The sequence below is a fragment of the Bifidobacterium sp. ESL0745 genome (genome assembly GCF_029433335.1).
Lineage (GTDB): Bacteria > Actinomycetota > Actinomycetes > Actinomycetales > Bifidobacteriaceae > Bifidobacterium.
Genome location: NZ_JAQTHX010000001.1, coordinates 755373 through 778811, shown reverse-complemented (window position 1 = coordinate 778811; position 23439 = coordinate 755373). Strand labels below are relative to the sequence as shown.

Genomic DNA, 23439 nt, shown 5'->3' with positions numbered 1-23439 from the left:
CTCTCACGTTAAGAGTGCTAATACATTGGTATACTGATTACAGAAAACGTAGTAAAAGACCATGGAAGGAGGACCAATGACACAGTCAAGACGCATGCTGGTGCTGAGGGCCGTGGTCGAGGACTATATCCGTTCACAGGAACCGGTCGGCTCGACCGCTTTGACGAGGGCGCACGATCTGGGGGTAAGCTCGGCGACCATTCGCAATGACATGTCTGCTTTGGAAGAAGAGGGGTATCTGATCCAGCCCCACACGTCCGCCGGGCGTATCCCTACCGAACGCGGCTACCGTTACTTTGTCGACCGCCTTGCTTCCGTTGTCCCGCTTTCCGAGGGTCAGCGCAGGGGGATCACCACGTTCCTATCCGGTTCGGCGAGCTTGCAGGACACCTTGCAGCGCGCCGCGCGCCTGTTGGCAAACATCACCGGGCAGATCGCGGTGGTATCCTCGCCGGCGCTTTCGAAATCCAAGCTCCGTCATATAGAGATAGTCCCTTTGAATGCGGTCATCATGTTGGCCGTCATCATCACCGATTCAGGATCGGTGGCGCAGCATACCTTTACATTGCGCCAGATGCCGGATGCGATGACATTGACGCGGTTCTCGGAATTGGTCAACGTTCAGTGCATGGATATGCCGTTGGTGCAGGCGGCCCAACGTATCAGGTCGATTATCAAAGCATCTGAATACAGTTCGGTTCGCGTTTTGGGCGAAAGCCTGGCCAAAACCGTCGAATCGATGGCGCAGGACGAAGGCACTGGCCAGATGTATATGGCTGGTACGTCGCAGCTTGCCCATCGGCAGCCTCGAGTCGATCTTGCTCCGCTTTTCGATGCGCTTGAAGAACAGGTGGTCATTATGAGGCTTATGAGTGACCTAAGTGAGGAAAACAATGATGTCGGCGTTGCCATCGGTTCGGAAACAAGGACCCCGGGACTTATCCATGCCTCGGTGGTTTCTTCCGGTTATGGACGCAGCGAGACCGAGGGGCAGACAAAAGACGGTAACGGTACAAAAGACAAGAGTGAGCCTTCAAAATCTTCGCACCCGGTCGCGTTCGTGGGGTCCATAGGCCCTACGCACATGGATTATGAGACGACAATCACTGCGGTGCGTGCCGTTGCCAAGTATCTGACCGACCTGATAACACGAGATGAGGCGGCCTAGTATTCCAAGGTTTATGACACAATAACTGGCAGAACGCAACAAAACGGTATTCACGGATAATACATTCAAGGAATTTCAGTGGCAGAAACAGATTATTACGAAGTGTTGGGCATCGAGCGCACGGCTAGCGACGAAGAGATTAAAAAGGCCTATCGCAAGATGAGCCGTAAATACCATCCTGACATCGCCGGTCCTCAATATGAGGACAAGTTCAAGGAAGTCAACAACGCCTACGAGGTGCTTTCCGACCCCGACAAACGACGTATGTATGATTCCGGCGTCGACCCGAATGATCCGAATGCAAGTTCAGGTTTCGCCTCCTCCGGTTTCGGTGATATGGGTGACATTTTCGGCCAGTTCTTCGGTAACGCTTTCGGTGGCGGCGCACAGGGGCCGATTCCGCGTACCCAACCTGGTCGCGATGCGTTGTCCAGTACGTCCATCGATTTGAAAACCGCGGTATTCGGCGGAACCGCACACGTTAAGATCAACACATTCGGCCTATGTCCGAAATGTGGGGGTATTGGCACCGCCAATGGCGAGAAGCCGGTTACTTGCCCGGATTGCCACGGTCAAGGTTCCAAGCAACAGGTCCGCCGCACGATGCTCGGTCAGATGATGACGACCGTGCAATGCGAGCGTTGCGAGGGGCACGGTACCATCATCGAGCATCCTTGCCCGGTCTGCCAGGGCCATGGCCGCATCCGTACCTCACGCGATGTCGGTGTCACCGTCCCGGCCGGCATCGAGGACAACACACGCCTGCGCCTGGCCAATCAAGGCGAAGTGGGCGAAGGCGGCGGCGCTGCCGGCGATCTTTATATCGATATCCGTATCAAGTCAGACAAACAATTCACCCGCGAAGGCGACGACCTGCATTGCTGGATTCAGATTCCCATGAGCTGGGCCGTGCTGGGACATGATCTTCAGATCGACACGTTTGACGGCAAACAGACCATCACGATTCCCGAAGGGTGCCAGCCTGAGGAAACCGTATCGATCAAGGGCATCGGCGTCGCCAAAATCCGCAAGCCAGAAGAACGCGGCGACCTGATTGCCCATGTCAGTGTGCATATCCCCACCAAACTCAATGACGGCGAGCGGGAGCTCATCGAGCAATTCGCACAAAGTCATGACGCGGATAGCGGGAAAGTCAATCAAAGTTCACGCCCGACGACGAACAGGAAGGGCTTCTTCGACAAAATCAAAGACGCCCTTCACTGAAGGATCGGGAACGTTTACAACGTTTGAGAAGCGGTCAGAACGTTTAGGAAAGCAGTGAACGGCACATGGCACGGTATTCGCTGACGTAGCCGCCTCCGAAGAAGACGCAGTGGCCGGCGATAGGGTAAAGCTGCCAGATGGTCGTGCGATCGGCAAATCCTTTTTTGAGTGGATGAGCCGATTCGTAGCCATCGAGAATCTCATCGAGATAAGGCATTCCGAACAGGTTGAGCATGGCCAGATCCTCTTCGCGATGACCGCCGTGCGCCGCAGGATCGATCAGTACGGCTTCGGTTTCGCCCGAATCGTTCGTCCACATCACATTGCCGCTCCACAGGTCGCCATGCACACGAGCGGGTTTGTCTTCGGCGGCCGGGCCGAGCAGGTCCGGTAAGACGTCGATGACCTCCTGCGTCATTTCCAGGTCGTTATCGTTCAACGCGCCTCGTTTGATACCGAGCCTGACCATCGGAAGCAAACGGCCGTCTGCCAAATAATCCACAGGGTTCGTCCACTTGCCGGTATCCATGGGAACCGGGTCCTGCAAAGGTCCGAAATAGCAGGTTCCATCATATCCGGCCGGGGCGGAACCGAAATGATCCGCTCCGCTATCATGCATATGCGCCAGTGCGGCACCGAAGTCGTGTGCGGCCTTGGGCGTGGGAGCGCAGGAATCGACACGTTCGATATCAAGCCAGCCGTCACTCCATCCATAGACGTCGACCACCCGAGGACCGCCTTGTGGCTGTGCCTCACCCAGCCATTTGAGTCCTTTGCCTTCGCATTCGAAGAATCCTTTTGGCGCGAACGCCCTGCTTTTACGATATTTCGCCATGATGTCACCCTTCGTTTGACTTTCAACGGCCAAGTAGGAATCCAACGTTTTCGTCTGTAGACCATTGACTGATTGGCTGTTTGACGGGCATTGGCCTACCGGTTCAATTGTGTGAGTGCTGTGCGACAATAACCGCCAAAGACACGCGAAGTTCGTGCATATTGGGTAGGCTGTTCACGTTAGACACGAACCCCTGTCGCCAGGCTTTTGCAAGACTCCGATTGGCCGGAACCTCGAGGCGGGGATACGCATAAAGAGGGATTATGAATTTCTTCCAAGCCATCGTTTTGGGGTTGGTCCAAGCGCTCACCGAGTATCTTCCGGTCTCTTCGAGTGCTCATATTCGCATTATCGGTGAGCTGATGCTGCATTCGGACCCTGGAGCGGCGTTCACAGCCATCATTCAGCTGGGCACTGAGCTTGCGGTGATCCTCTATTTCCGTCATGATATCTTCAATATCCTTTCGCACTGGTTCGGGTGCCTCTTTGGACATCACGGCAGGGACTGGAAGTCGAGGCTTGGCAAAGGCGATCGCGATGCGACGTTCGGCTGGTACATCATCATCGGCACAATGCCCATTCTGATAGCCGGCATCCTCTTCCAAAAAACCATCGAGACCACGCTTCGCAACCTATGGATCACCGTTACGGTGCTGCTGCTTTTCGGCATTCTTTTGTGGGTTGTTGATGCCAAATTCCCGGAGCGTAAAACCGTCAGGGAAATGAATTGGAAAGAGGCTCTGCTGTTTGGTGTCGGTCAGATGCTGGCACTTATCCCCGGCGTTTCCCGTTCTGGCGGCACCATCACCTTCGGACGTGCCATGGGCTACACGCGTGAGGACGCAGTGCGGGTGAGTTTCATCATGGCCATCCCGGCTGTTTTCGGATCGGGAATACTCGAAGCCGTCAAAGCTGTGGGCGACTACAAGAGCGAGGCGAATTTCCCTGGGTGGGGGGCGACCTTGGCCGCGACAGTGGTCAGTTTCCTCGTTGGCTATATCGTCATCATTGCGTTCCTGAGGTTCGTGTCGACCTTCTCATACAAGGCATTCGCGATCTACCGGATCGTCATTGCCGTTGTGGTCGCAATTCTGTTGATCGCCGGAGTACTTCCGGCTGCCCCTGCGGCCGCGCAGGCCATTGCCTCGGCAATCTCGCCTGTCATCGCTGCAATTTGATTTTGGGCATGGCCTGTTGAAATAATTACAGACACCTTTTTACGTTTTCTTGTAACAATGGAAAATATTTACTCTTCGATATGCGACAGGAATTCCTCGGCTTCCTGAGCGATTTTGTCGCCTTGCATAACCGTTGGGTCGCCGAGCTTGTCAAGTTGCTGGTCGAGGTCGTATTTGGCCTCAAGATGGCGGATGTAATGTTTCAGATCATCGTTGCAGTTGGCCAGAACATCGGCTTGTGCCTTCCAAGTGACGGCTTGCTTGGGCAAGGTCCCGACATCAAGTTCCACGCCCAGAATCTTGGAGAGCCGGCCGAGAATTTGCAGGGTTCCCTGCGGACATTCGTCCCCGGCAAGATATTGCGGCACGCACACCCACATCGAATTGGTATCGAATCCCTCCTGCTCGGCGACCATATCCAACACTGTTGGGATACCGACCGGCCCGTCGTAAGGATTCCTACCATTGTCAGGGCTCTCGGAATCTTTCACGGCACCTCCACGGATGCTTGATTCGCCGCGACGCAGGGCCGATTCGTCGACAGGCAGGGGACGAGTGTGCGGGCAATCGGCGAACATCGACCCAAGGGTGACGATTTCACTGACATCCAGCTCATCGGCGATACGCAGGCAATTGCGGCAATAATCGATCCACCGGTAATTCGGTTCCGGTGCTATCTGGGCATAGAGATGCATCTGTGGAGCAATGGTGATGTCGTAGAAGGTGGTTTGCGGCCAGATGATGCGTGGTTGGCCAGTGACGTGGCAAATCATCGGACGTGCAGACTGAAGGTCGTAGTAGCTGTCGGTGCGGATGTGCCTGATTTCGCGGGATTCGTAATTGGCCACGAGATGGCGAATCACATTGGTGGCCGCTTGGCTGGCATCGTTCCATCCTTCGAAGGCACAGACCATGATGGGCTTTGTTGTTTCCGATTCCGTTGTCATAAATCCTAATTTAGCCGGTGAAAACCTTGGAATTTGAGGGCTTATGCCATTGGTGAATGAGTTTCATCTACGGGAGTAGAAATCAGCATCATGAAAGAACAAGCAGAATTATGGTATCGAGTCACAAGAATCGTGAAATTTCGGGGCGACACGCAGTTATTTGTCAAATCAGGCAAGACCATATATAGTTATCTCTCGTGCTTCGGTGAAGGAATTCATTGAAAGCTTTGCGGACATAGCTTAGTTGGTAAAGCGCGACCTTGCCAAGGTCGAGAGCGCGGGTCCGAGTCCCGTTGTCCGCTCTAGGTCCGAGGAGTTGTAAACGACCTTACGGTGGGTTAGCCAATCGGTTAGGCAGCGGCCTGCAAAGCCGTATAGACGAGTTCGACTCTCGTACCCACCTCGGAAGAAGGATGAAAGTCCTGAATCCAAACAACCTGGGCGGTTGGCGCAGAGGCTAGCGCACTTCCCTGACACGGAAGGGGTCACAAGTTCGAATCTTGTATCGCCCACGCAGACCGGAGGAAACTCCGGTTTTTGTTTCATAACTGAACGCATTATCGGGTGATTAGCGCAGCGGTTAGCGCACTTCCCTCACACGGAAGGGGTCGCTGGTTCGATTCCAGCATCACCCACGGTTTTCTGGTTTTCTTGTCTTTTCAATTCGTTTTTTGTTTCCTCTTTCTGCGTATATTCCGTTATGAATTATTATCTTTAAAAGATCACATTTTTATTCATTGATCTATCGGTTTAACTGGGGGACAAGATATGGCAAGCGATTCGGTGAAAACGGCTCTGTTGGCCAACGTTGGTGTGGCAGTGGCCAAGGGACTTGCGGCAGCGTTCACCGGTTCCTCGGCCATGCTGTCCGAGGCGGTGCATTCGGTAGCCGATTGTGCCAACGAGTTGGTGCTTATGGTCGGCGGCAAGGCCGCTGCGAAATCAGATAAAGACCATCCCTTCGGGTTGTATCGCGCCAAATATTTGGCTTCTTTTTTGGTAGCCACCCTGCTCTTCTTTGTAGGTGGATGGTTCTCGGCCTCACAAAGCTTTGAGAAACTCGCCAAACTGACCAACGGCAGTATGCCCAGGGGCGTGGAGTCCGTCGAGCTTCTGGCTTCCTTGGCCGTTATCGTCGTATCGGCGTGCCTGGAAAGCTATGGTCTGCACACTTCGATTCGTGAGGCCCACGAACGCATGAAAACGCTCAAAGTCGGCCATCTCAATCTTTTCGCTTTTTGGCGGAAGACAAAAAGCGCTGAACTTGCCTCCGTGATGATGGAGGATACTCTTGCACTGGTGGGGTTGGTGTTTGCGGGCTTGGGCATCGCGATGGCTTTGGTTACCGGCGACGAAATCTGGGATGCCGTGGGCGGCATGTGCGTCGGTGTCATTCTGATTGTGGGAGCGGTCGCGTTGGGTTTCAAATCAGGTTCGCTCCTGATCGGTGAAGCGGTTGAGCCGGAAATGGTCGACCGCATACGCCGTGCCGTTCAGGAGACGCCGGGGGTTGACAGGCTCATCAATATGCAGGCGATGCATATGGCAGAAGACGATATCCTGCTGTGTCTGAAAGTACAGACCTCAAAACTTGATAGGGATTACGACGTGGAGACAATCAACAAAATCGAATCGGCCGTGCGCAAGGCATTGCCGTTCTATCGTTTCGAAATCTACGTGGAGCCTGACTTATATCGAAAATCCAAAGAAGTCAAACAACATTGAAAACAAATAAGTGTGACGATTCCGTTTTGTGATTATTTGGTTTTGTTGCTTTGCCGACATCTTTTGCTAGGAATACCTGACAGATTATTTGGCCCTGAGCAGGCAGTTCTCAAATAATGCAGTTATAGTTGGCAGCCATGTGCAGATTGCTTGGATATTGCGTCAATGCAGCTCAATTGAGTTTGAAAGATATTTTGGGGGAGGCCGATACCGCGGATTTTCGCAGGCTCAGTGAGATTCATAAGGACGGCTGGGGTTTGTCTTTGAAAGGCTTTGCAGGTGCCAGCGCATCGCAATTATCGCAGGACCGTACTTACCACACCACGGTTGCCGCCTACGCTGACCCGATGTTTTCCGCTTTGTCCGATATGCCTGCGCAGTCGGCATTGTGGCATTTGCGTTGGGGGAGCCCTGGTATTGCCAAGGTCATGGAGAATCAGCAGCCGTTCGCGTTCGATGACATTGAATTCATGCACAATGGCCATATCGTCGGCACGGATAATGTCAATGTTCTCGATAATCCTGATTTTGAAGTAGATCGTGACATTGTCCGATCCATCAGCCTCCACAGTGATTCGGCGATCTTTTTCGCCGTCATAGTAGGGTATGTCCGACAAGGCATGAATCTCAGTGACGCTGTACTGCATGCTGTGGAAAAGTTGCGTGAGACATATCCGACTTCAAGTTACAACTGCATTGTGCGTGACGCAGAGCAGATGGTCGCCGTTCAGGCCGGTCATGAAGGAAAGACTTCTCCGGGAATCACGAAACACTACAATGATTATGGTTGGACCGGTCAGAGTGAAGACTATGCAGTCATGCGCTTCCGCGATATCAAAGACGAGAAGAACCATGGGTTAGGGGTATTGGTCGCAAGTTCCGGATTCCGTCAGGATACAGATGATGGCTGGCGTGAGTTGGGCAATAACACCATGCTGGTGGCCTCGCGTCTGACTGGAAGGTATTTCCTTCGTTCATTGTGATCAAACCGCGATGGGCCATCACAACGCGATAGCAAGACTTATACCAAAGTCTTGTCGCTGACGAATTTTCATTGTTAAAAGTAGTAGTATAAAACGCTTACTTCCACAAGGCTAAATCCAATCTTAAAACCACATTCTGGCCTATAACCGCCAATCTCGGATGTCACGACTTGTACGGCGTAAGTGTGTGGTTTTAAGAGTAAATTGATTCCTCTTTCAGGAAACGCGCCGATGACTTGCGAGATGACCCATGTGCCTGTATATTCTCTAGATGTTGTCTTTGCGGACATAGCTTAGTTGGTAAAGCGCGACCTTGCCAAGGTCGAGAGCGCGGGTCCGAGTCCCGTTGTCCGCTCTCTCTATTAATTCCCGCTTCTGACAGTTTCGAAGTATGGTGTGCGTCTCACAGCAATTCTTTTTCGGCGGTTTCCGGTCCCCAAAACGCCACGATGGCCATGGTCACTGCAGCGATGAGAGCGATGAGATAATAGACCCAATTCTCGTTGCCAATGTTCAGCAGCAGTGTGATGAGGTAAGGCATGAGCGCGTTGCACAATTTGGCTATGGCATTGGCGACGCCTACAAACCGGAAACGCACGCGTGTCGGGAACAATTCCGGAATATAGACCGCGGTCACTGAAGCCATGAGTACGTACAGGACGACGACCAAGGCGAATCCGACTATCGACACGAAGACGATGTTATGCTGCACGGAATAGAGGCAGCCCAGCATCGCTTCTATACCAAAGGCCGAGACGATCAAGCGTTTCCGACCGATCCTGTCGATAAGGAATGAACCGATGAAGCATCCCAAAGGGGCGCCGAGCATGATCAGTACGCTGATCCATAACGAATGATGCAGGTCATAGCCGCGCTTGAACAGAATAGTGGGCATCCATGTCGTGAAGGTGTAGGAGCAAACCATGGTCGCTGTCACCGCCACCGTAGCGACGATGAAATTCTTCCACAAGGTTCCTCTGGTGAAAGGCTGGGGTGCCTTTTCCTGTTGAGGCGAGGCATCGTAAAAACCATTGACCGTGAGTTGACTGATGATGCGTGCCGCTTCGGTCCTGCGACCCTTGACCAGCAGCCAGCGCGGCGATTCCGGCAAACCCCTCCTGAAGAACCAGATCAAGAGCGCCAGAACACCGTCGACGGCGAACAAGGGCCTCCAAGACCAATGCGAGATCACCACTGCGGACAGGGCCATCGCTACCGGCACGCCGAAATTGGCGATCAGGTCAACGATGGCGCACCAGTGACCACGTTTGAGCACCGGCGCAAACTCGTTGATATAGGTGAAGCCTGTGACGAGCTCTGCGCCGAGACCCATGCTGGCGATGAACCTGCAGATGATCAGCACCAGTATATTCGGGGCGAACGTGCAGGCAAAAGTAAACAGGCCGAACACCAGAAGGTTGATGCTGTATGAGATCTTCCTGCCTTTCGCGTCGCCGATGATCCCGGAGACCAGCGAGCCTATCAGCAGTCCCATAAAGCCGGCCGAGAGGAACGTGGCATTCGTTCCTGAATTAGTGAAGCCCTGGGAGAGCAGACATGTGGCGATGGAACTGCCCATGTAGACGTCGATGCTGTCGATGAACATACCGGCCGCCACCAGAACCACAATCTTATGGAACAATGGTGAGGGCTTGGCCAGATTCAAGTCGTGCAGCAGCGACTCATTGGAAGGTATTGTGGGAGACTTGTCGTTCATCGTCCACACCTCCCAATTGAAAAATGCAGGCCAAACGTTGATCGAGGACCCGCTTCGCGCGTGACGTAGTATCCCCTTTGTCCGCATTGTCTGATTAAACCCTTCTGTATGTTCATAATGCTCCCCATCACTGAACTTCATTCCGTATGGTAGGCAGGACGTTCCGGGATGTCAGAAAGACTTCACATGCTGGAATAAACGGATCCGTATTTATGGACGGGTACCGTTGGAAAAATATGTCTTCGCACACTGGTGGCGGCATTGAGCGGTGTTCGGATGTGAAACGTCCGGAACATGGCATGTCCACACATTTGTTGCAGGCAACGGGCAGTTTTATTGGTATTATTTCTATGTCTGTGTCGCCTCATAACCTAAGATACGTTGATTATCGTCCAGGTCTGCCCCTAGTAACGCGGACCCTGAAAGCAAAGGACACCATACCATGGCTGAACAAACCATCTCCATCAAACTCAACGGCGAAGCAAAGGAGGTGGAAGCCACGCAGACAGGCGCCGGTCTTTTTGCCGAAGACAAGAACATTATCGCAGTGCGTTTGAACGGTAAGCCTCGCGATCTGTACACCCCACTTCACGATGGCGATAGCGTCGAACCCATCGCATTGGACAGCGAAGACGGCCTGGCGATTATGCGTCATTCCGCAACCCACGTCATGGCCCAGGCCGTTCAGGAGATTAGGCCGGATGCCAAGCTTGGCATCGGTCCGGCCATTGAAAACGGTTTCTATTATGATTTCGACGTCGATAAGCCCTTCACCCCTGAAGATCTGAAGGAAATCGACAAGCGCATGAAGCGCATCATCAAGTCCTCCCAATCGTTCCGCCGCCGTGTGGTCAGCGAAGACGAGGCCAGAAAAGAGGAGGCTGACCAACCCTACAAGCTGGAGCTCATCGGCAAGAAGAAGGAAGACATCGACGAAACCGTCGGTACGGAAGTGCCGAATCAGGGCGAGATCACGATGTACGACAATCTTGACCGTGACGGCAACATCGTCTGGAAGGACCTCTGCCAAGGCCCGCATCTGCCCAACACCCGTTATATCAAGGCGTTCAAGCTTGAACGCACCGCTGCCGCCTATTGGCTCGGCGACGAGCACAACCCGTCGATGCAGCGCATCTACGGCACGGCTTGGGCTTCCAAGGAAGACCTCAAGGCCTATCAGGTACGCATGGAGGAGGCCGCCAAGCGCGACCACCGCAAGCTCGGTGCCGAAATGGATCTCTTCTCCTTCCCGGAGGAGATCGGCCCCGGCCTGCCCGTCTTCCACCCGAAGGGCGGCGCGGTGATCAACGCGATGGAGGATTACTCCCGTGAGATGCACCGTAAGGCCGGCTACAGCTTCGTGCAGACCCCGCACATCACCAAGGGCGGCCTCTACGAGACCAGTGGCCACCTGCAGTGGTACAAGGACGGCATGTTCCCTCCGATGCATCTGGACGAAGAGACGGACGAGGACGGCAACGTCACCAAGAAGGGCTTCGACTACTACCTGAAGCCGATGAACTGCCCGATGCACAACCTCATCTTCAAGTCCCGCCAGCGCTCCTATAAGGAGCTGCCGCTGCGCCTCTTCGAGTTCGGCACCGTCTACCGCTACGAGAAGAGCGGCGAGGTCCACGGCCTGACCCGCGTTCGCGGCTTGACGCAGGATGATTCGCACATCTACTGCACCCGCGACCAGATGAAGGATGAACTCAAGTCCATTTTGAACTTCGTCCTGAAGGTTCTGCGCGATTTCGGCCTGAACGACTTCTACCTTGAGCTTTCCACCAAGGACGAGAAGAAGTTCGTCGGATCCGACGAAATCTGGACGGAAGCCACCGAGACGCTGCGTGAGGTCGCCGAGGAATCCGGACTCGACCTCGTGGCCGATCCGGGCGGGGCCGCGTTCTACGGCCCGAAGATCTCCGTGCAGGCACGCGACGCCATCGGCCGCACCTGGCAGATTTCGACCATTCAGCTCGACTTCAACCTGCCCGAACGCTTCAAGCTCGAGTACATCGCCAAAGACGGCACCCACCAGCGCCCGGTGATGATTCACCGTGCCCTGTTCGGTTCCATCGAGCGCTTCTTCGCCATCCTGCTCGAGCACTATGCCGGCGCGTTCCCCGTCTGGCTCGCCCCCGTTCAGGTCACGGGCATTCCCGTGGCCGACGAGTTCGCGCCTCATCTACAGAAGTTCATCGACTCCTTGAACGAGGAGACCGTGCGCTGCGAGATGGACACTTCCGACGACCGCTTCGGCAAGAAGATTCGTAACGCCTCCAAGTCGAAGGTGCCCTTCACGCTGATTGCCGGCGAGGATGACGTCAACAAGAACGCGGTGAGCTTCCGTTTCCGTGACGGCAGCCAGCTCAACGGCGTTCCTGTCGATCAGGCGAAGGCCGATATCCTCAAGGTCATCAAGTCCCGCGCTCAGGTCAACAATGCTGACGATTTCGCTGCGGCGACCAAATAAGAGAAAGTTGTCGAGGATATCGTAAGCATGCTTGAAAAACTACGACCACCGTTCAAACGCCTTATCGCACCGATAGCCAAGCTATTGGTGGCGATGGGCTTTACGGCGAACGCAGTGACCATTATCGGGGCGGTCGGTACGATTCTCGTGGCCATCGCTACGGGAATCACCGGCTGGCTCATCCCCGGCTCCATACTCATGGCCATTTTGGCGGCTTTCGATTCGCTGGACGGCTCGGTGGCGGCGCTGACCACGGGCGGCACGAAATTCGGCGCTTTCCTGGACTCCACGCTTGATCGTATCGCCGATTGGGCGGTGCTTTTCGCCGTTGTGTTGTATTTCCTGCTCCACGGCGGCATGTCGATTGCCTCCGGAACCATCGATATGGACGATGTGATCGGTTGGATTGGCGTCGGGGCAGCGATGTACGCGATGATGACTTCGTTCGTCACCTCCTACGCCCGAGCACGTGCCGAATCGGTGGGTTACGAGGCCAAGAATGGCATTGCGACACGAAGCGACCGTCTGGTCATCATCCTTGTCGGTATGCTTCTGAGCGGCATTTTCGGCGATCCTCGATGGCTTATGGTCTTTATTGTGATTCTTGCGGTGTTGGGAACGATCACCGTGTTCCAGCGCATCTTCGAAGTGCGTCGGCAAATGAAAGCTGACGGCGCGATCTGACCATTGTTGAAGGCCTGTCTTGACTGTACCAATCTGCAGTGCAAGATGGGCCTTCGTGTTTTCTGTTTGTCTCGCAATTTGCCGATCCGTTACTGGGCTTTTTCAACGGAAGCGGTCAAACGACCTTGTCAAGTCCTTGTTAAGCGTCCGAAAGACCAATCATCAACATGTTCGATAATCTTCTCGTATTTCTGGCCAAACATCCAAAAATTATCCCTGAGCCATTGCTTCGTGGCCTTTTTCTGTTCGCGGCGGACGTTTGCTGGTTGTTCCATATCGGCGGAGTGAAACAGCTCGAACGCAACCTGCATCATGTCCTTGAATCGCGTGACGGTACGGTCACGAAAAGAAAGTTGCGTAAGACCAGCCACCAGGGAATGCGCTCGTATTTCACCTATTTTGCCGAAGCGATGACTGTGGGAGGCCGATCCGACGAGCGACTTCTTGCCCGTGCCCGGCCGATCGGCCCGGGGCTGCCCATCTGCAAGGAACTCGTGCATGACAATCCGGGCAGCGCGCCAATGGCCATCAGCCATCAAGGCAATTGGGATTACGAAGGGTTTCTCGCAGCCAACGTTCTCGCTCCGGTGACTGTCACCGCAGAACGACTGGCGAACCAGAAACTGCTTGATACCTTCATCGAGATCCGTAAACGCATGGACATCACCGTATTGCTCACCGGACAGCCGCGTCTTATCGAACAACTTGAGGAGGCGTTGGCCAAGCCCCACGTTTTGGTGCCGTTGCTTGCCGATCGCGATTTGAGCCGCCACGGCGAATTCGTGCATGCGTTCGGTTCCACCATCCGAGTGGCGCGCGGGCCGGCGACATTGGCGCTCGATACAGGCAAACCGTTATTCGTAGTCAATATGTTTCGTGAGAAACTTCACGGTGAGGCTCGTCGCAAAGCGGGAATCCCATACGGCTACGTCGTCGATATCAGTGCGCCGGTGGATATCGACCGGTTCCGCACTCTGCCACGCGAAGAAGCCATCCACGCCATCAGCCAGGTATGGGTCGACGTATGGAGCCGCGACATTTCGGCGCACCCGGAGGATTGGCATATGCTCCAGCCGATATTCATCGAAGATCTGGATATTTCACGCCTGAAAGATGTTCCTGATGATGTGATGGACGAGTTGGAACAAATCAAAGGAAATCGTCAAACTGATGCATCTCGATGAGTTTTATAATTGCAATTGAGCTCAGAAGTAAATGGTAAAATACGAATGCTATGGCAGAATGAAGAATCATGTCTTATCAAGAATCCGATGGAACAGGCCTGCATCACGACCCACTGAACGGCAGAAAGCTTAATATAGGGATTATCTCGCCCTATTCGTTCGAGACGCCTGGCGGCGTACAGTTCCATATCCGTGATTTCGCCGAGGAATTGATGAAGCGTGGTCACAAAGTGGAAGTGCTGGCTCCCGGCCGACGCACACGAGACATGCCGCTATGGGTGACAACCAATGATTCCTCGTTCTCCATCCCATATAACGGCTCAGTAGCCCGCCTGAGCTATTTCGGTTTTGTCGGCCCACGCACCCGTCGCTGGGTCAAGCAGGGGCATTTCGACATTGTTCATCTTCATGAGCCGGAGACGCCGTCGCTGAGCCACAAACCGTTGACGATGATTCACCATCCGCCGTTCGTCGCTACCTTCCATGCGGCCTTTGACCCGTATCCGTTGGCTTTGAGGTTCTTCCAAGGTTATTTGCGGCAGTATCTTTCCCCACTTTCCGCAGGTATCTGCGTTTCGGAAGCGGCAAAGAAGGTAGTCAACCATTATGGTCCGCGCAATATCGAATACAGCGTCATTCCTAACGGCATAAACTGTAGGTTTTTCGCCAACGCGCAGCCAAAAGCGTCGTGGCAGGGGACGCCGGATAAGCCGACCATCGGATTTCTGGGACGCATGGGGGAGGCACGCAAAGGGTTTGCCGTTTTCGCCCGTGCCGCATACGACATCGTCAAGCGTTATCCCTCCGCGCGTTTCCTGTGTGCAGGCACCGGTCAGCAGGACGCGATGAAAATCCTTGGGAGAATAGATCCGAGCGGTGAGCTGGCAGGTCACTTCGAATTCCTTGGCCGAGTCAGTGACAAGGACAAGGCCCGATTCTACAAATCCCTTGATGTCTATGTCGCCCCCCAGACCGGCGGCGAAAGCTTCGGCATCGTCCTGGTTGAGGCCATGGCCGCCTCATGCGCGGTCGTATCAAGTGATCTTGACGCGTTCGCCGCCGTCGCACAGGACGGCAACGACGCCATGTTGTTCGCCAACGGCGATGGACACGATTGCGCCCGCCGTGTCTTGCAATTGCTGGATGATCCGCAACGTCGCAAGCATCTGCAACACGAAGGGTTTGCACGCTCCAAACGGTATGACTGGCAGCAGGTCGCGGACAGGGTTCTTGAGGTCTATGCCCGTGTATTGTCGTGAAACCGCTTTAAAATTATCTCGTTTAACGTATTCGTATACCTGCTAGGAGCAATATGTCAGGGCATTCCAAGTGGGCGACCACTAAAAACAAGAAGGCCGCCATTGATTCGAAGCGCGGCAAGCTGTTCGCCAAACTTATCAAGAACATCGAAATCGCAGCGCGTCTGGGCGGCGGGGACCCCGACGGCAATCCGACACTGTACGACGCCATCGTCAAGGCCAAGAAGTCTTCGATGCCTGCCGACAACATCAAACGAGCCATCAAGCGTGGCTCCGGTGCCGAGGCCGGTGCCGCCAATTATGAAAGCATCAACTACGAAGGCTATGCGCCCGCAGGCGTGGGCCTCATCATCGAGTGCCTTACCGACAACCGCAACCGTGCGGCCGCCGAAGTGCGTTCCACACTGACCAAGGGCAACGGCTCCTTGGCCACCTCCGGTTCCGTAAGCTTCAACTTCGAGCGTAAGGGCCAGATTGTGGTTCCTTCCGAAGGGCTTGATTACGACAAGCTTTTCGAACTTGCCGCTGAAGACGGTGCGGAGGATGTCAGAGACGAGGACGATGTCTATATCGTCATCACTGCTCCCGAAGACATGGTCACGGTCCGCGAGGCGTTGCAAAAGGCCGATATCGATTATGATTCGGCCGATCTGGTGATGCTTCCCAAGACCGAAGTCGAACTTGGGCTTGAGGACGCGCAAAAGGTCTCGAAACTGATCGACAATCTCGATGACCTGGATGACGTACAGAACGTCTACAGTAACTGGACCGCCTCCGACGAGGTGATGGAACAGTTGGATGCAGAGGAGTAATCCGCTGTGATTATCCTTGGCGTCGACCCTGGGCTCACACGCTGCGGGGTCGGTGTGATAGAAGCCGACGCATCGCGCCGGCTTTCTTTTGTTCACGTCGATGTCGTACGTAGTGACCCGCACATTTCGCAGGATTTGCGCCTGTTGGCGATTTACAACGGGCTTGCGGCTAAAATCGACGAGTTTTCACCTGATACCGTTTCCATCGAACGTGTGTTCGCCCAAGAGAATCGCAACACCGTATTGGGCACCGCTCAGGCCGCCGGATTGGCGATGCTTGCCGCGGCGCAACGTGGCATTCCTGTCGCCCTGCACACGCCGACGGAAGCGAAGATGGCCGTTACCGGAAATGGACGGGCTGAAAAGATTCAGGTCGAACGTATGGTGGCCCGTATTCTGAACCTCAACAAGATTCCGGAACCAGCCGACGCCGCCGACGCGCTGGCACAGGCGATATGCCACGCGTTGCGGCCTTCCGGAGCGCTTGAAGGCGGGGAACGCGAAGAACATCTGACCCTTGCCCAACGCCAGTGGGCACAGGCCCAGCAGCATGCCAAGAAACGCCATAGCGTCGACAGGGGAATGTAAGCTATCGAACAGATGTTCGAATATTGAAGTCGTCTGATTCTTTCGTTTCAATTTCAGGCCTGCAGGTCGTGACTGACCACAACTGGCAATCAGGATGCGCCGAAAGAATCATTACATTTTCAATCGCTGGGAGTGACAATGATCGGAATGCTTAACGGCAGGGTGGAGACAGTTGGGGGTGACGCCGCACTTATCGATGTCAACGGCATCGGCTTTGAAGTGCGCATGCCCGCTGCCGAGCTTTCCGCCCTTCATTCGGGGCAGGAAGCCAAGATCTTCACTTCATTGAATGTCTCGCAGGATGCCATTGCGCTCTACGGGTTTCTTTCCCAGTCTTCGAAACGTATGTTTCTGCAGCTTCAGAAAGTCAGCGGTATCGGCCCACGTGTGGCGCTGTCGTTGCTTTCCACACTTCCTCCTGACAAGCTTGCGAAAACCGTCATGGACGGGGACGCGGCAGCTCTGGCCAAGGCACCTGGACTAGGTAAGAAAGGCGCACAGAAGATCATTCTCGAACTTCGTGGTTCCATCAATCTTGACGAGATTGAAAGCGGACATGCTTCGGCCGAACCTGAGTACGATACCGGTACCACCGAGGTCATTGAAGGCCTTGTTTCATTGGGATGGCGAGAAAGTGATGCCGCCCATGCCGTTACCAAGGTCTGCAAGGAAAATAACATTGCCACGCCATTGGAGAAGTCGGATATTCCCAAAGTGCTGAAATTGGCACTGACATCCTTGGATCGGGGGCGGTAAACCATCATGGCAGAGACCAACGGAACACAATCCAATAGGGGAGCCGACGAGGAATCATTGCGTATGATTTCCTCCGAACCGATTGGCAACGAACCGGTCAGCGAAGAGGAACTCCGTCCTCGTGCACTTGAAGGCTTCATCGGCCAACCCCTGCTCAAAGCGCAGCTGCAGCTGTTTTTGGATGCCGCCAGGAAGCGTGACGTGCCTCCGGACCATATTCTGCTTGCCGGTCCTCCAGGATTGGGCAAGACCACATTGGCGATGATTGTGGCCAACGAATTGCAGGTGCCGATACGCGTCACGTCCGGTCCGGCCATTCAGCATGCCGGCGATTTGGCTTCCATTCTCAGTTCTCTTGATGAGGGCGAAGTCCTGTTCATCGACGAGATTCATCGTCTGCCTCGTCCTGCCGAAGAGCTGCTCTATATCGCCATGGAGGATTTCCGTGTCGATGTCATGGTAGGCAAAGGGCCAGGAGCCTCTTCCATTCCGTTGACGTTGCCACGCTTCACTGTCATCGGCGCTACTACGCGTGAAGGTATGCTGCCTTCGCCGCTTCGCGCTCGCTTCGGTTTCACTGCGCATTTGGATTTCTATCCGCATGAGGAACTGGAACGGCTGATCGAGCGTAGCGCAGGTGTGTTGGGCATCAATTTGGCCGAGGGCAGCGCTAAGCAGCTTTCACTACGCAGCCGCGGTACACCGCGTATCGCCAATCGTCTGCTTCGGCGTGTGCGTGACTGGGCGATCGTTCATGATCTCGACCAGGTAGGGCCGGATGATGTCGAATCGGCACTTGAGTTGTATCAGATTGATTCAGAAGGGCTTGACAGACTTGATTTGGCGGTTTTGAACGCCATTGTCAAGAATTTTGACGGAGGTCCGGTCGGTCTGAACAATCTTTCCGCGATGGTCGGTGAGGAATCCGAGACGGTGGAAACCGTATGTGAACCCTATCTGGTGCGCGAAGGATTCCTTGTACGCACGCCCAAAGGCAGGGTTGCAACGCAAAAGGCCTGGCAGCACTTGGGGCTTGTACCCAAGGATGATGTCAACAAGTTATTCTAAAATTCTTTACGTTAGGTATGTAAGAGAGTCGGCCATTTAGGTGGCCTTCGTCTGAAAATTCGTTCGATGGGAGACCCCAAGTGCCCGGTGGCAGCAATACGCTCTTTATTATTATCATCATCGTTGCAATGGTTGGATTGATGTGGTGGCAATCACGCAAATCCAAACAGCAGCAACAAAAAGTCAAGGATTTCCGTTCCTCGTTGCAGCCTGGTGATCTAGTACAGACGATCGGTGGCGTTATCGGTGAAGTCGTTTCCGTCGATACCAAGTACGAAGAGATCGTCATCGACTCCGAGGGATCCAAGATTCGATTCGGGTTCCGTTCAATCAGCAAGAAATACGAGCGCCCCGCCTTCATCGACGATGACGAGGTAGACGAGGACGGCAACCCGGTTGCGAACGAAGATACGGATGCTGCCAACGAGGCTGAGGGTACCGCCAGCAGCACCGAACAATCAACACAGTCTGGTGATCATCAGGCGCAGAAGCCGTTTGATAACGAGAACGAAACCAAAGAAAACGCAGATGATGCTGATGGCAATTCGTCAGATGATGCGGGGAAGAACGACGCTAAAAAAGACAAGTAAAGCGTCTCTTCTTCAATAGTTTTCGGGTTGTGCGCTTGCATGGCCCGCTCACTTTTTAGTTTAACAATCAATGGCATATAGGCAGTAAGGCTTGCTCATGACACAATCGGACATCACCATTACAGAACTTGGCAAAGTCGGGGAAGAGGACGCAGAATACGTCGTCTCGCTCATCCGGACCATCCCCGGTTTTCCCAAAGAAGGTGTTCTGTTCCGTGATTTCATCCCGGTTCTGGCAGACCCTCGCGGTTTTTCGATCATGATGAAAGCCTTGGAACTGGCGCTGCCAGTTTCTGCCGATTCATTCGATTATGTGGCAGGTTTGGAGGCACGAGGGTTCCTTATCGGACCTCCGCTTGCTGCACAAATGGGCAAGGGCTTCCTGTCCGTGCGAAAGGCAGGAAAACTGCCACCGGAAACCATCGGTGAAAGCTATTCGCTTGAATATGGTGAAGCGACCGTAGAGATGGAAAAAGATGCTATCAAGCCGGGCGATAAAGTACTTATCGTTGATGATCTTATAGCCACTGGCGGCACCGCAAAGGCAGCGGCCGACCTCATTGAAAAGGCTGGAGGCAAGGTCGTTGGTTTTAGCTTTGTCATGGAACTCATCGGTCTTTCCGGCAGAAGCGATTTGGCAGGCGTGCCGATCAGTTCGCTTGTCACTATGCCTGCATGATGATCTTTGTTTCAGTCTTCGATAGCGTAGATCGAGCAGTCATCAAAGTAGTGAAAGGTTTCTTATGGATCTTTATGAGTATCAGGCACGGCAGCTTCTTGAGGAGCAGGGAATAGACACGCCCAAGGGCATATTCGCCCAGAATTCCCATGAGGTCGCCGAGGCTGCGGATGCAATAGGATATCCATGCGTCATCAAAGCTCAGGTGCGTACTGGGCATCGTGGTCAGGCCGGTGGCGTGAAGCTTGCCGAAACACAGGATGATGCCATCCTTTCTTCGGAACAGATCCTGCCTATGACCATTCGTGGTCATAAGGTCAGTGGCGTTCTTGTGGCTGAAGCAAAAAATGTGATTCATGAGTATTACGTTTCCATTTCACTTGATCGTTCGTCTCGCGATTTCGACGTGCTGGCAACCGCCAACGGTGGCACTGAAGTCGAGGAAATTGCTCGTGAGCATCCCGAATCGGTGAAGCGCCTTCATATCAGCGCCTTACAGGATTTTGATAGGGATGCCGCACGTAAAATGGCGGAATCAATTGGGTTCTACCATGCCGATGTGGACCAAGCGGCTGACGTGCTGTTGAAGATGTGGAAATGCTTCAAAGACGACGATGCCACGCTTGTCGAGATCAATCCGCTGGCCAAGATCGGTGATCCGGATGACGAATCCACCAAGAAACTGTGTGCGCTTGATGCAAAGATCTCGTTGGATGATAATGCCGCATTCCGCCATGACGGTTGGAAACGTTTCGCTGATACAACCCATACCGATTTGTTCGAGGAACGTGCCAAACAGCACGGTTTGCACTATGTCCATCTGAAAGGCGAAGTCGGCGTCATCGGCAATGGCGCAGGACTGGTAATGAGCTCGCTTGATGCCGTATCCGGTGCCGGAGAGGAACAGGGGACGGGTGCGAAACCGGCTAACTTCCTGGATATTGGCGGTGGCGCTTCTGCTGAAGTGATGAGTACGAGTCTTTCGATTGTACTTTCTGATCCACAGGTCGAATCCGTGTTTGTCAATGTGTATGGTGGCATTACAGCCTGCGATGAGGTAGCTCATGGAATCATTGAGGCGCTGGGAAAACTGAACGTGTCCAAGCCAATCGTCGTAAGGTTCGACGGCAATGCTGCCAAGGAAGGCCTTAGAATCCTGGAGGATGCTCACAACCCCAACATCCACGTCAGTGGCACCATGGAAGAAGCGGCTCAAGAAGCAGCAAGGCTTGCCATGACCGCTAAGGAGGCCACGAAATGACACTTTTCGTCGAAGACAATGCACCGGTTATCGTCCAAGGCATGACCGGCCATCAGGGCATGACGCATACGGCGCGTATGCTCAACGCCGGAACCGGTATTGTAGGTGGTGTCAATCCTCGTAAGGCCGGTCAATGCGTGACCTTTCATATCGATGAATCCGGCAAAGATGTCGATATTCCCGTTTATGCCACATGTAGTGATGCCAAAAAGGCTACCGGTGCCAAGGCCAGTGTTATTTTCGTCCCTCCACGTTTTGCCAAGGACGCGATGCTCGAAGCCATAGAAGCCGGCATCGGCTTGATTGTCGTCATCACTGAAGGCATTCCTGTGGCCGATACGGCATACTGTGTGGAACTTGCCCTGCAGAAGGGCATCAGAATCATCGGTCCCAATTGCCCAGGGCTGCTTAAACTTCCTGACACTTCCAATGTTTGCGACAAGGGCATCAACCTTGGCATCATTCCCGATGGCATCGTCTCATCCGGTCCCCTGGGCCTAGTTTCGAAGTCCGGAACCTTGACCTATCAACTGATGGGTGAGCTTTCGGATATCGGCTTCACCGCATGCATCGGAGTGGGTGGTGACCCGATAGTTGGAACCACGCTGGTCGAGGCGTTACAGCAATTCGAAGCGGATGAAAACACCAAAGCCGTCATCATGATCGGGGAGATTGGCGGCAATGCGGAGCAGGATGCCGCCGCTTGGGCCAAGGAACATATGACGAAGCCCGTTGTGGCTTATATCGCAGGTTTTACCGCGCCAGAAGGCAAGCAGATGGGCCATGCCGGTGCCATCGTCTCCGGCGGCAAAGGCACCGCGCAGGATAAGAAGGAAGCGCTTGAAGTCGCCGGGATTCCGGTCGGGAAGACCCCGGCACAGGCGGCCCAACTCATTCGCAGGATCGTGGACGGCGGGATATCCAAGGCATGAGCAAAAACCGGCGGCCATGGATAAAAGGGGTTGTGACGGCTCTGGGCGGATCGATGATATTCACGGTCACGTTAGGGCTTTTCTTGGCATTGACCTTGCTGGTGGTTTCCGTGGAAGAAGGAGGCAACACTGTTCAAAACCAAGCGGTTCCTTTGACTTTCGCGATTGTGCTGTTAAGTCAGGGTGCGAGTTTTCATGCCGGTGCCATCACTCTCGGCATCATACCGCTGCTTTTGACCTTGCTCCTGATCTGGTTGGTTGCGTGGTTGACCAAAATGCTGTCTTCCAGTCCGAAATCCTATGTCACCGGTCTTCTGGTTTGGGTCGGGGTCATGTGGGTGTTCACCCAGAACGTCGCTGTCATTCTTGAAGACCCTGTATGGCTCGTTTTGCTTAAGAGTGCTATGGTCTTCACCGTCGGTTTCTTATGTGGAGCATTGTCGGGCTCGGCGACAATGAAAAAGTGCATTCAATTCGTTCGCGACAATATTTCCGATCGTCTGGTAGTGGCTTTGAAACTTGGTTTCATGAACACGGCGATATTGCTGATCGGCTATTTGGACATCGGTTTGATCACGGTTCTTTTCTGGGTCATTACGAATCAGAGTGCTGTCGTTCGAATCTTCGAGTTGTCGAATATGCAGACCGGATCGAGGATCCTCACCACCATCTGCACCTTGGCATGGCTTCCGAACCTGTGCTTATGGGCACTGTCATGGCTCTTTGGTTCGGGTTTTTCAATCGGCGATCTCGCCGCTTTTTCGTTATGGAACGATCACGCTTCAGGGCTTCCCGCGCTGCCCGTTTTTGCCATTTTTCCCCCGGCGGTTTCCAATGATGTCCTGCGGCTTTGCCTGATATCGATTCCTTTGGTCTGCGGATTCCTTGTTGGGATCGTTGAGCTTTTTTGGTCCAAATACTTCGCCATCGGCGCCGGAAAACCCAGTGAACCGGTCACGATTGGCCGAACCATAGGCCAGTTCTTGTATCCGATTGTTTCGTTCTTTCTGACCAGCGCTTTGATGGCCGTACTGATGAATATTCTTTTCGTCCTTTCTTCGGGAGCCTTGGGACAGCATCGACTTGCCAAAGTCGGTGTTGATTCGGTGGCCTCCTCGCGTGTGGTATGCCTGCCCAGTGCCCTTGGTTTTTCGCTGGCATGGCTTGTTTCGGTGATAATCGTGGCGATGGTGTTTGCTATGCGATTGTTCTTCGGCTATCTTCGAGCACAAAACAAACCGAATGTCAGTTCCGGCGATGGCACCGATGACGATATCGTCGACGCCTCTGATTCCCTAACAACTTCCGTTTCGTCTTCAAAAACCGGAGTACTTGCTGAAGATGAGACGAAAATCCCATAATCAAGCCGCAAC

The 23439-nt window shown here is 53.9% G+C and carries 21 protein-coding genes and 5 tRNA genes; 23 read left to right on the top strand and 3 right to left on the bottom strand.

All coding sequences use genetic code 11. From position 1 onward, the window contains the following. Nucleotides 1-76: 76 nt before the first annotated feature. Together hrcA and dnaJ are read left to right on the top strand one after the other, a co-directional pair. On the top strand, nucleotides 77-1168 hold the full coding sequence (gene hrcA, locus PT275_RS02955) for a heat-inducible transcriptional repressor HrcA (RefSeq protein WP_277152175.1): 1092 nt from the start codon (nucleotides 77-79) through the stop codon (nucleotides 1166-1168). Nucleotides 1169-1246: 78 nt separating this feature from the next. Further along, nucleotides 1247-2392 (top strand): molecular chaperone DnaJ, encoded by a 1146-nt coding sequence (gene dnaJ, locus PT275_RS02950; protein WP_277152173.1) that lies wholly within the window; start codon nucleotides 1247-1249, stop codon nucleotides 2390-2392. A gap of 43 nt (nucleotides 2393-2435) precedes the next feature. Here the strand turns inward: dnaJ and PT275_RS02945 are convergent, their stop codons facing one another. Beyond that, nucleotides 2436-3227 (bottom strand): fructosamine kinase family protein, encoded by a 792-nt coding sequence (locus PT275_RS02945; protein ID WP_277152172.1) that lies wholly within the window; start codon nucleotides 3225-3227, stop codon nucleotides 2436-2438. Between the two features lie 263 nt (nucleotides 3228-3490). Here PT275_RS02945 and uppP point away from each other — a divergent pair, with 263 nt between their 5' ends. Further along, complete coding sequence (gene uppP / locus PT275_RS02940) at nucleotides 3491-4405, top strand: undecaprenyl-diphosphatase UppP (RefSeq protein WP_277152170.1); 915 nt, start codon at nucleotides 3491-3493, stop codon at nucleotides 4403-4405. Between the two features lie 68 nt (nucleotides 4406-4473). Here the strand turns inward: uppP and PT275_RS02935 are convergent, their stop codons facing one another. Next, nucleotides 4474-5352 (bottom strand): PAC2 family protein, encoded by an 879-nt coding sequence (locus PT275_RS02935; protein ID WP_277152168.1) that lies wholly within the window; start codon nucleotides 5350-5352, stop codon nucleotides 4474-4476. Nucleotides 5353-5581: 229 nt separating this feature from the next. Between PT275_RS02935 and PT275_RS02930 the strand changes: the two genes are divergently transcribed. The 7 genes from PT275_RS02930 to PT275_RS02900 all read left to right on the top strand — a co-directional run bounded on the left by PT275_RS02930 (nucleotide 5582) and on the right by PT275_RS02900 (nucleotide 8415). Further along, nucleotides 5582-5654, top strand: a tRNA-Gly gene (locus tag PT275_RS02930). 30 nt (nucleotides 5655-5684) lie between these two features. Then, nucleotides 5685-5755: transfer RNA gene (locus PT275_RS02925), tRNA-Cys, on the top strand. A 36-nt stretch (nucleotides 5756-5791) separates the two neighbouring features. Continuing rightward, a tRNA-Val gene (locus PT275_RS02920) sits at nucleotides 5792-5864 on the top strand. Between the two features lie 50 nt (nucleotides 5865-5914). Next, nucleotides 5915-5987 (top strand) — tRNA-Val (locus PT275_RS02915). A 133-nt stretch (nucleotides 5988-6120) separates the two neighbouring features. Beyond that, nucleotides 6121-7077 (top strand): cation diffusion facilitator family transporter, encoded by a 957-nt coding sequence (locus PT275_RS02910; protein ID WP_277152166.1) that lies wholly within the window; start codon nucleotides 6121-6123, stop codon nucleotides 7075-7077. Between the two features lie 176 nt (nucleotides 7078-7253). Beyond that, nucleotides 7254-8060, top strand: coding sequence for a class II glutamine amidotransferase (locus PT275_RS02905; RefSeq protein ID WP_277152164.1), 807 nt, complete (start codon nucleotides 7254-7256; stop codon nucleotides 8058-8060). A gap of 282 nt (nucleotides 8061-8342) precedes the next feature. Then, nucleotides 8343-8415: transfer RNA gene (locus tag PT275_RS02900), tRNA-Gly, on the top strand. A gap of 48 nt (nucleotides 8416-8463) precedes the next feature. Here the strand turns inward: PT275_RS02900 and PT275_RS02895 are convergent. Next, nucleotides 8464-9777: an MFS transporter gene (locus PT275_RS02895; RefSeq protein WP_277152162.1), complete on the bottom strand. Its 1314-nt coding sequence runs from the start codon at nucleotides 9775-9777 to the stop codon at nucleotides 8464-8466. Between the two features lie 442 nt (nucleotides 9778-10219). On the opposite strand from PT275_RS02895, the gene thrS reads away from it, so the two are divergent. The 13 genes from thrS (at nucleotide 10220) to PT275_RS02830 (ending at nucleotide 23427) form a co-directional block, all read left to right on the top strand. After that, nucleotides 10220-12253 carry a threonine--tRNA ligase gene (gene thrS, locus PT275_RS02890; RefSeq protein WP_277152160.1) on the top strand — a complete coding sequence of 678 codons (2034 nt, stop codon included), beginning with the start codon at nucleotides 10220-10222 and terminating at the stop codon, nucleotides 12251-12253. Between the two features lie 27 nt (nucleotides 12254-12280). Continuing rightward, on the top strand, nucleotides 12281-12937 hold the full coding sequence (pgsA, locus tag PT275_RS02885) for a phosphatidylinositol phosphate synthase (protein ID WP_277152158.1): 657 nt from the start codon (nucleotides 12281-12283) through the stop codon (nucleotides 12935-12937). A 167-nt stretch (nucleotides 12938-13104) separates the two neighbouring features. Further along, nucleotides 13105-14121, top strand: coding sequence for a phosphatidylinositol mannoside acyltransferase (locus tag PT275_RS02880; protein ID WP_277152155.1), 1017 nt, complete (start codon nucleotides 13105-13107; stop codon nucleotides 14119-14121). Nucleotides 14122-14189: 68 nt separating this feature from the next. After that, entirely contained in the window at nucleotides 14190-15380 is a 1191-nt protein-coding gene (locus tag PT275_RS02875; protein ID WP_277152153.1) for a glycosyltransferase family 4 protein, read from the top strand. A gap of 53 nt (nucleotides 15381-15433) precedes the next feature. Next, nucleotides 15434-16192: a YebC/PmpR family DNA-binding transcriptional regulator gene (locus tag PT275_RS02870; RefSeq protein WP_277152151.1), complete on the top strand. Its 759-nt coding sequence runs from the start codon at nucleotides 15434-15436 to the stop codon at nucleotides 16190-16192. Nucleotides 16193-16198: 6 nt separating this feature from the next. Next, a complete protein-coding gene (gene ruvC, locus PT275_RS02865; protein ID WP_277152148.1) occupies nucleotides 16199-16780 on the top strand; it encodes a crossover junction endodeoxyribonuclease RuvC in 582 nt (193 codons plus the stop codon). Between the two features lie 138 nt (nucleotides 16781-16918). Continuing rightward, entirely contained in the window at nucleotides 16919-17536 is a 618-nt protein-coding gene (gene ruvA / locus PT275_RS02860; RefSeq protein WP_277152147.1) for a Holliday junction branch migration protein RuvA, read from the top strand. Nucleotides 17537-17542: 6 nt separating this feature from the next. After that, complete coding sequence (ruvB, locus tag PT275_RS02855) at nucleotides 17543-18604, top strand: Holliday junction branch migration DNA helicase RuvB (protein WP_277152145.1); 1062 nt, start codon at nucleotides 17543-17545, stop codon at nucleotides 18602-18604. An 80-nt stretch (nucleotides 18605-18684) separates the two neighbouring features. Beyond that, nucleotides 18685-19194, top strand: coding sequence for a preprotein translocase subunit YajC (yajC, locus tag PT275_RS02850; protein ID WP_277152142.1), 510 nt, complete (start codon nucleotides 18685-18687; stop codon nucleotides 19192-19194). 97 nt (nucleotides 19195-19291) lie between these two features. Continuing rightward, nucleotides 19292-19873, top strand: coding sequence for an adenine phosphoribosyltransferase (locus tag PT275_RS02845; protein ID WP_277152140.1), 582 nt, complete (start codon nucleotides 19292-19294; stop codon nucleotides 19871-19873). A 64-nt stretch (nucleotides 19874-19937) separates the two neighbouring features. Continuing rightward, nucleotides 19938-21134 (top strand): ADP-forming succinate--CoA ligase subunit beta, encoded by a 1197-nt coding sequence (sucC, locus tag PT275_RS02840; RefSeq protein WP_277152138.1) that lies wholly within the window; start codon nucleotides 19938-19940, stop codon nucleotides 21132-21134. Beyond that, nucleotides 21131-22066 (top strand): succinate--CoA ligase subunit alpha, encoded by a 936-nt coding sequence (gene sucD / locus PT275_RS02835; protein WP_277152136.1) that lies wholly within the window; start codon nucleotides 21131-21133, stop codon nucleotides 22064-22066. The genes sucC and sucD overlap by 4 nt, the downstream gene beginning before the upstream one ends. A gap of 32 nt (nucleotides 22067-22098) precedes the next feature. Then, nucleotides 22099-23427, top strand: coding sequence for a DUF6350 family protein (locus PT275_RS02830; RefSeq protein WP_277152134.1), 1329 nt, complete (start codon nucleotides 22099-22101; stop codon nucleotides 23425-23427). Nucleotides 23428-23439 lie beyond the last annotated feature (12 nt).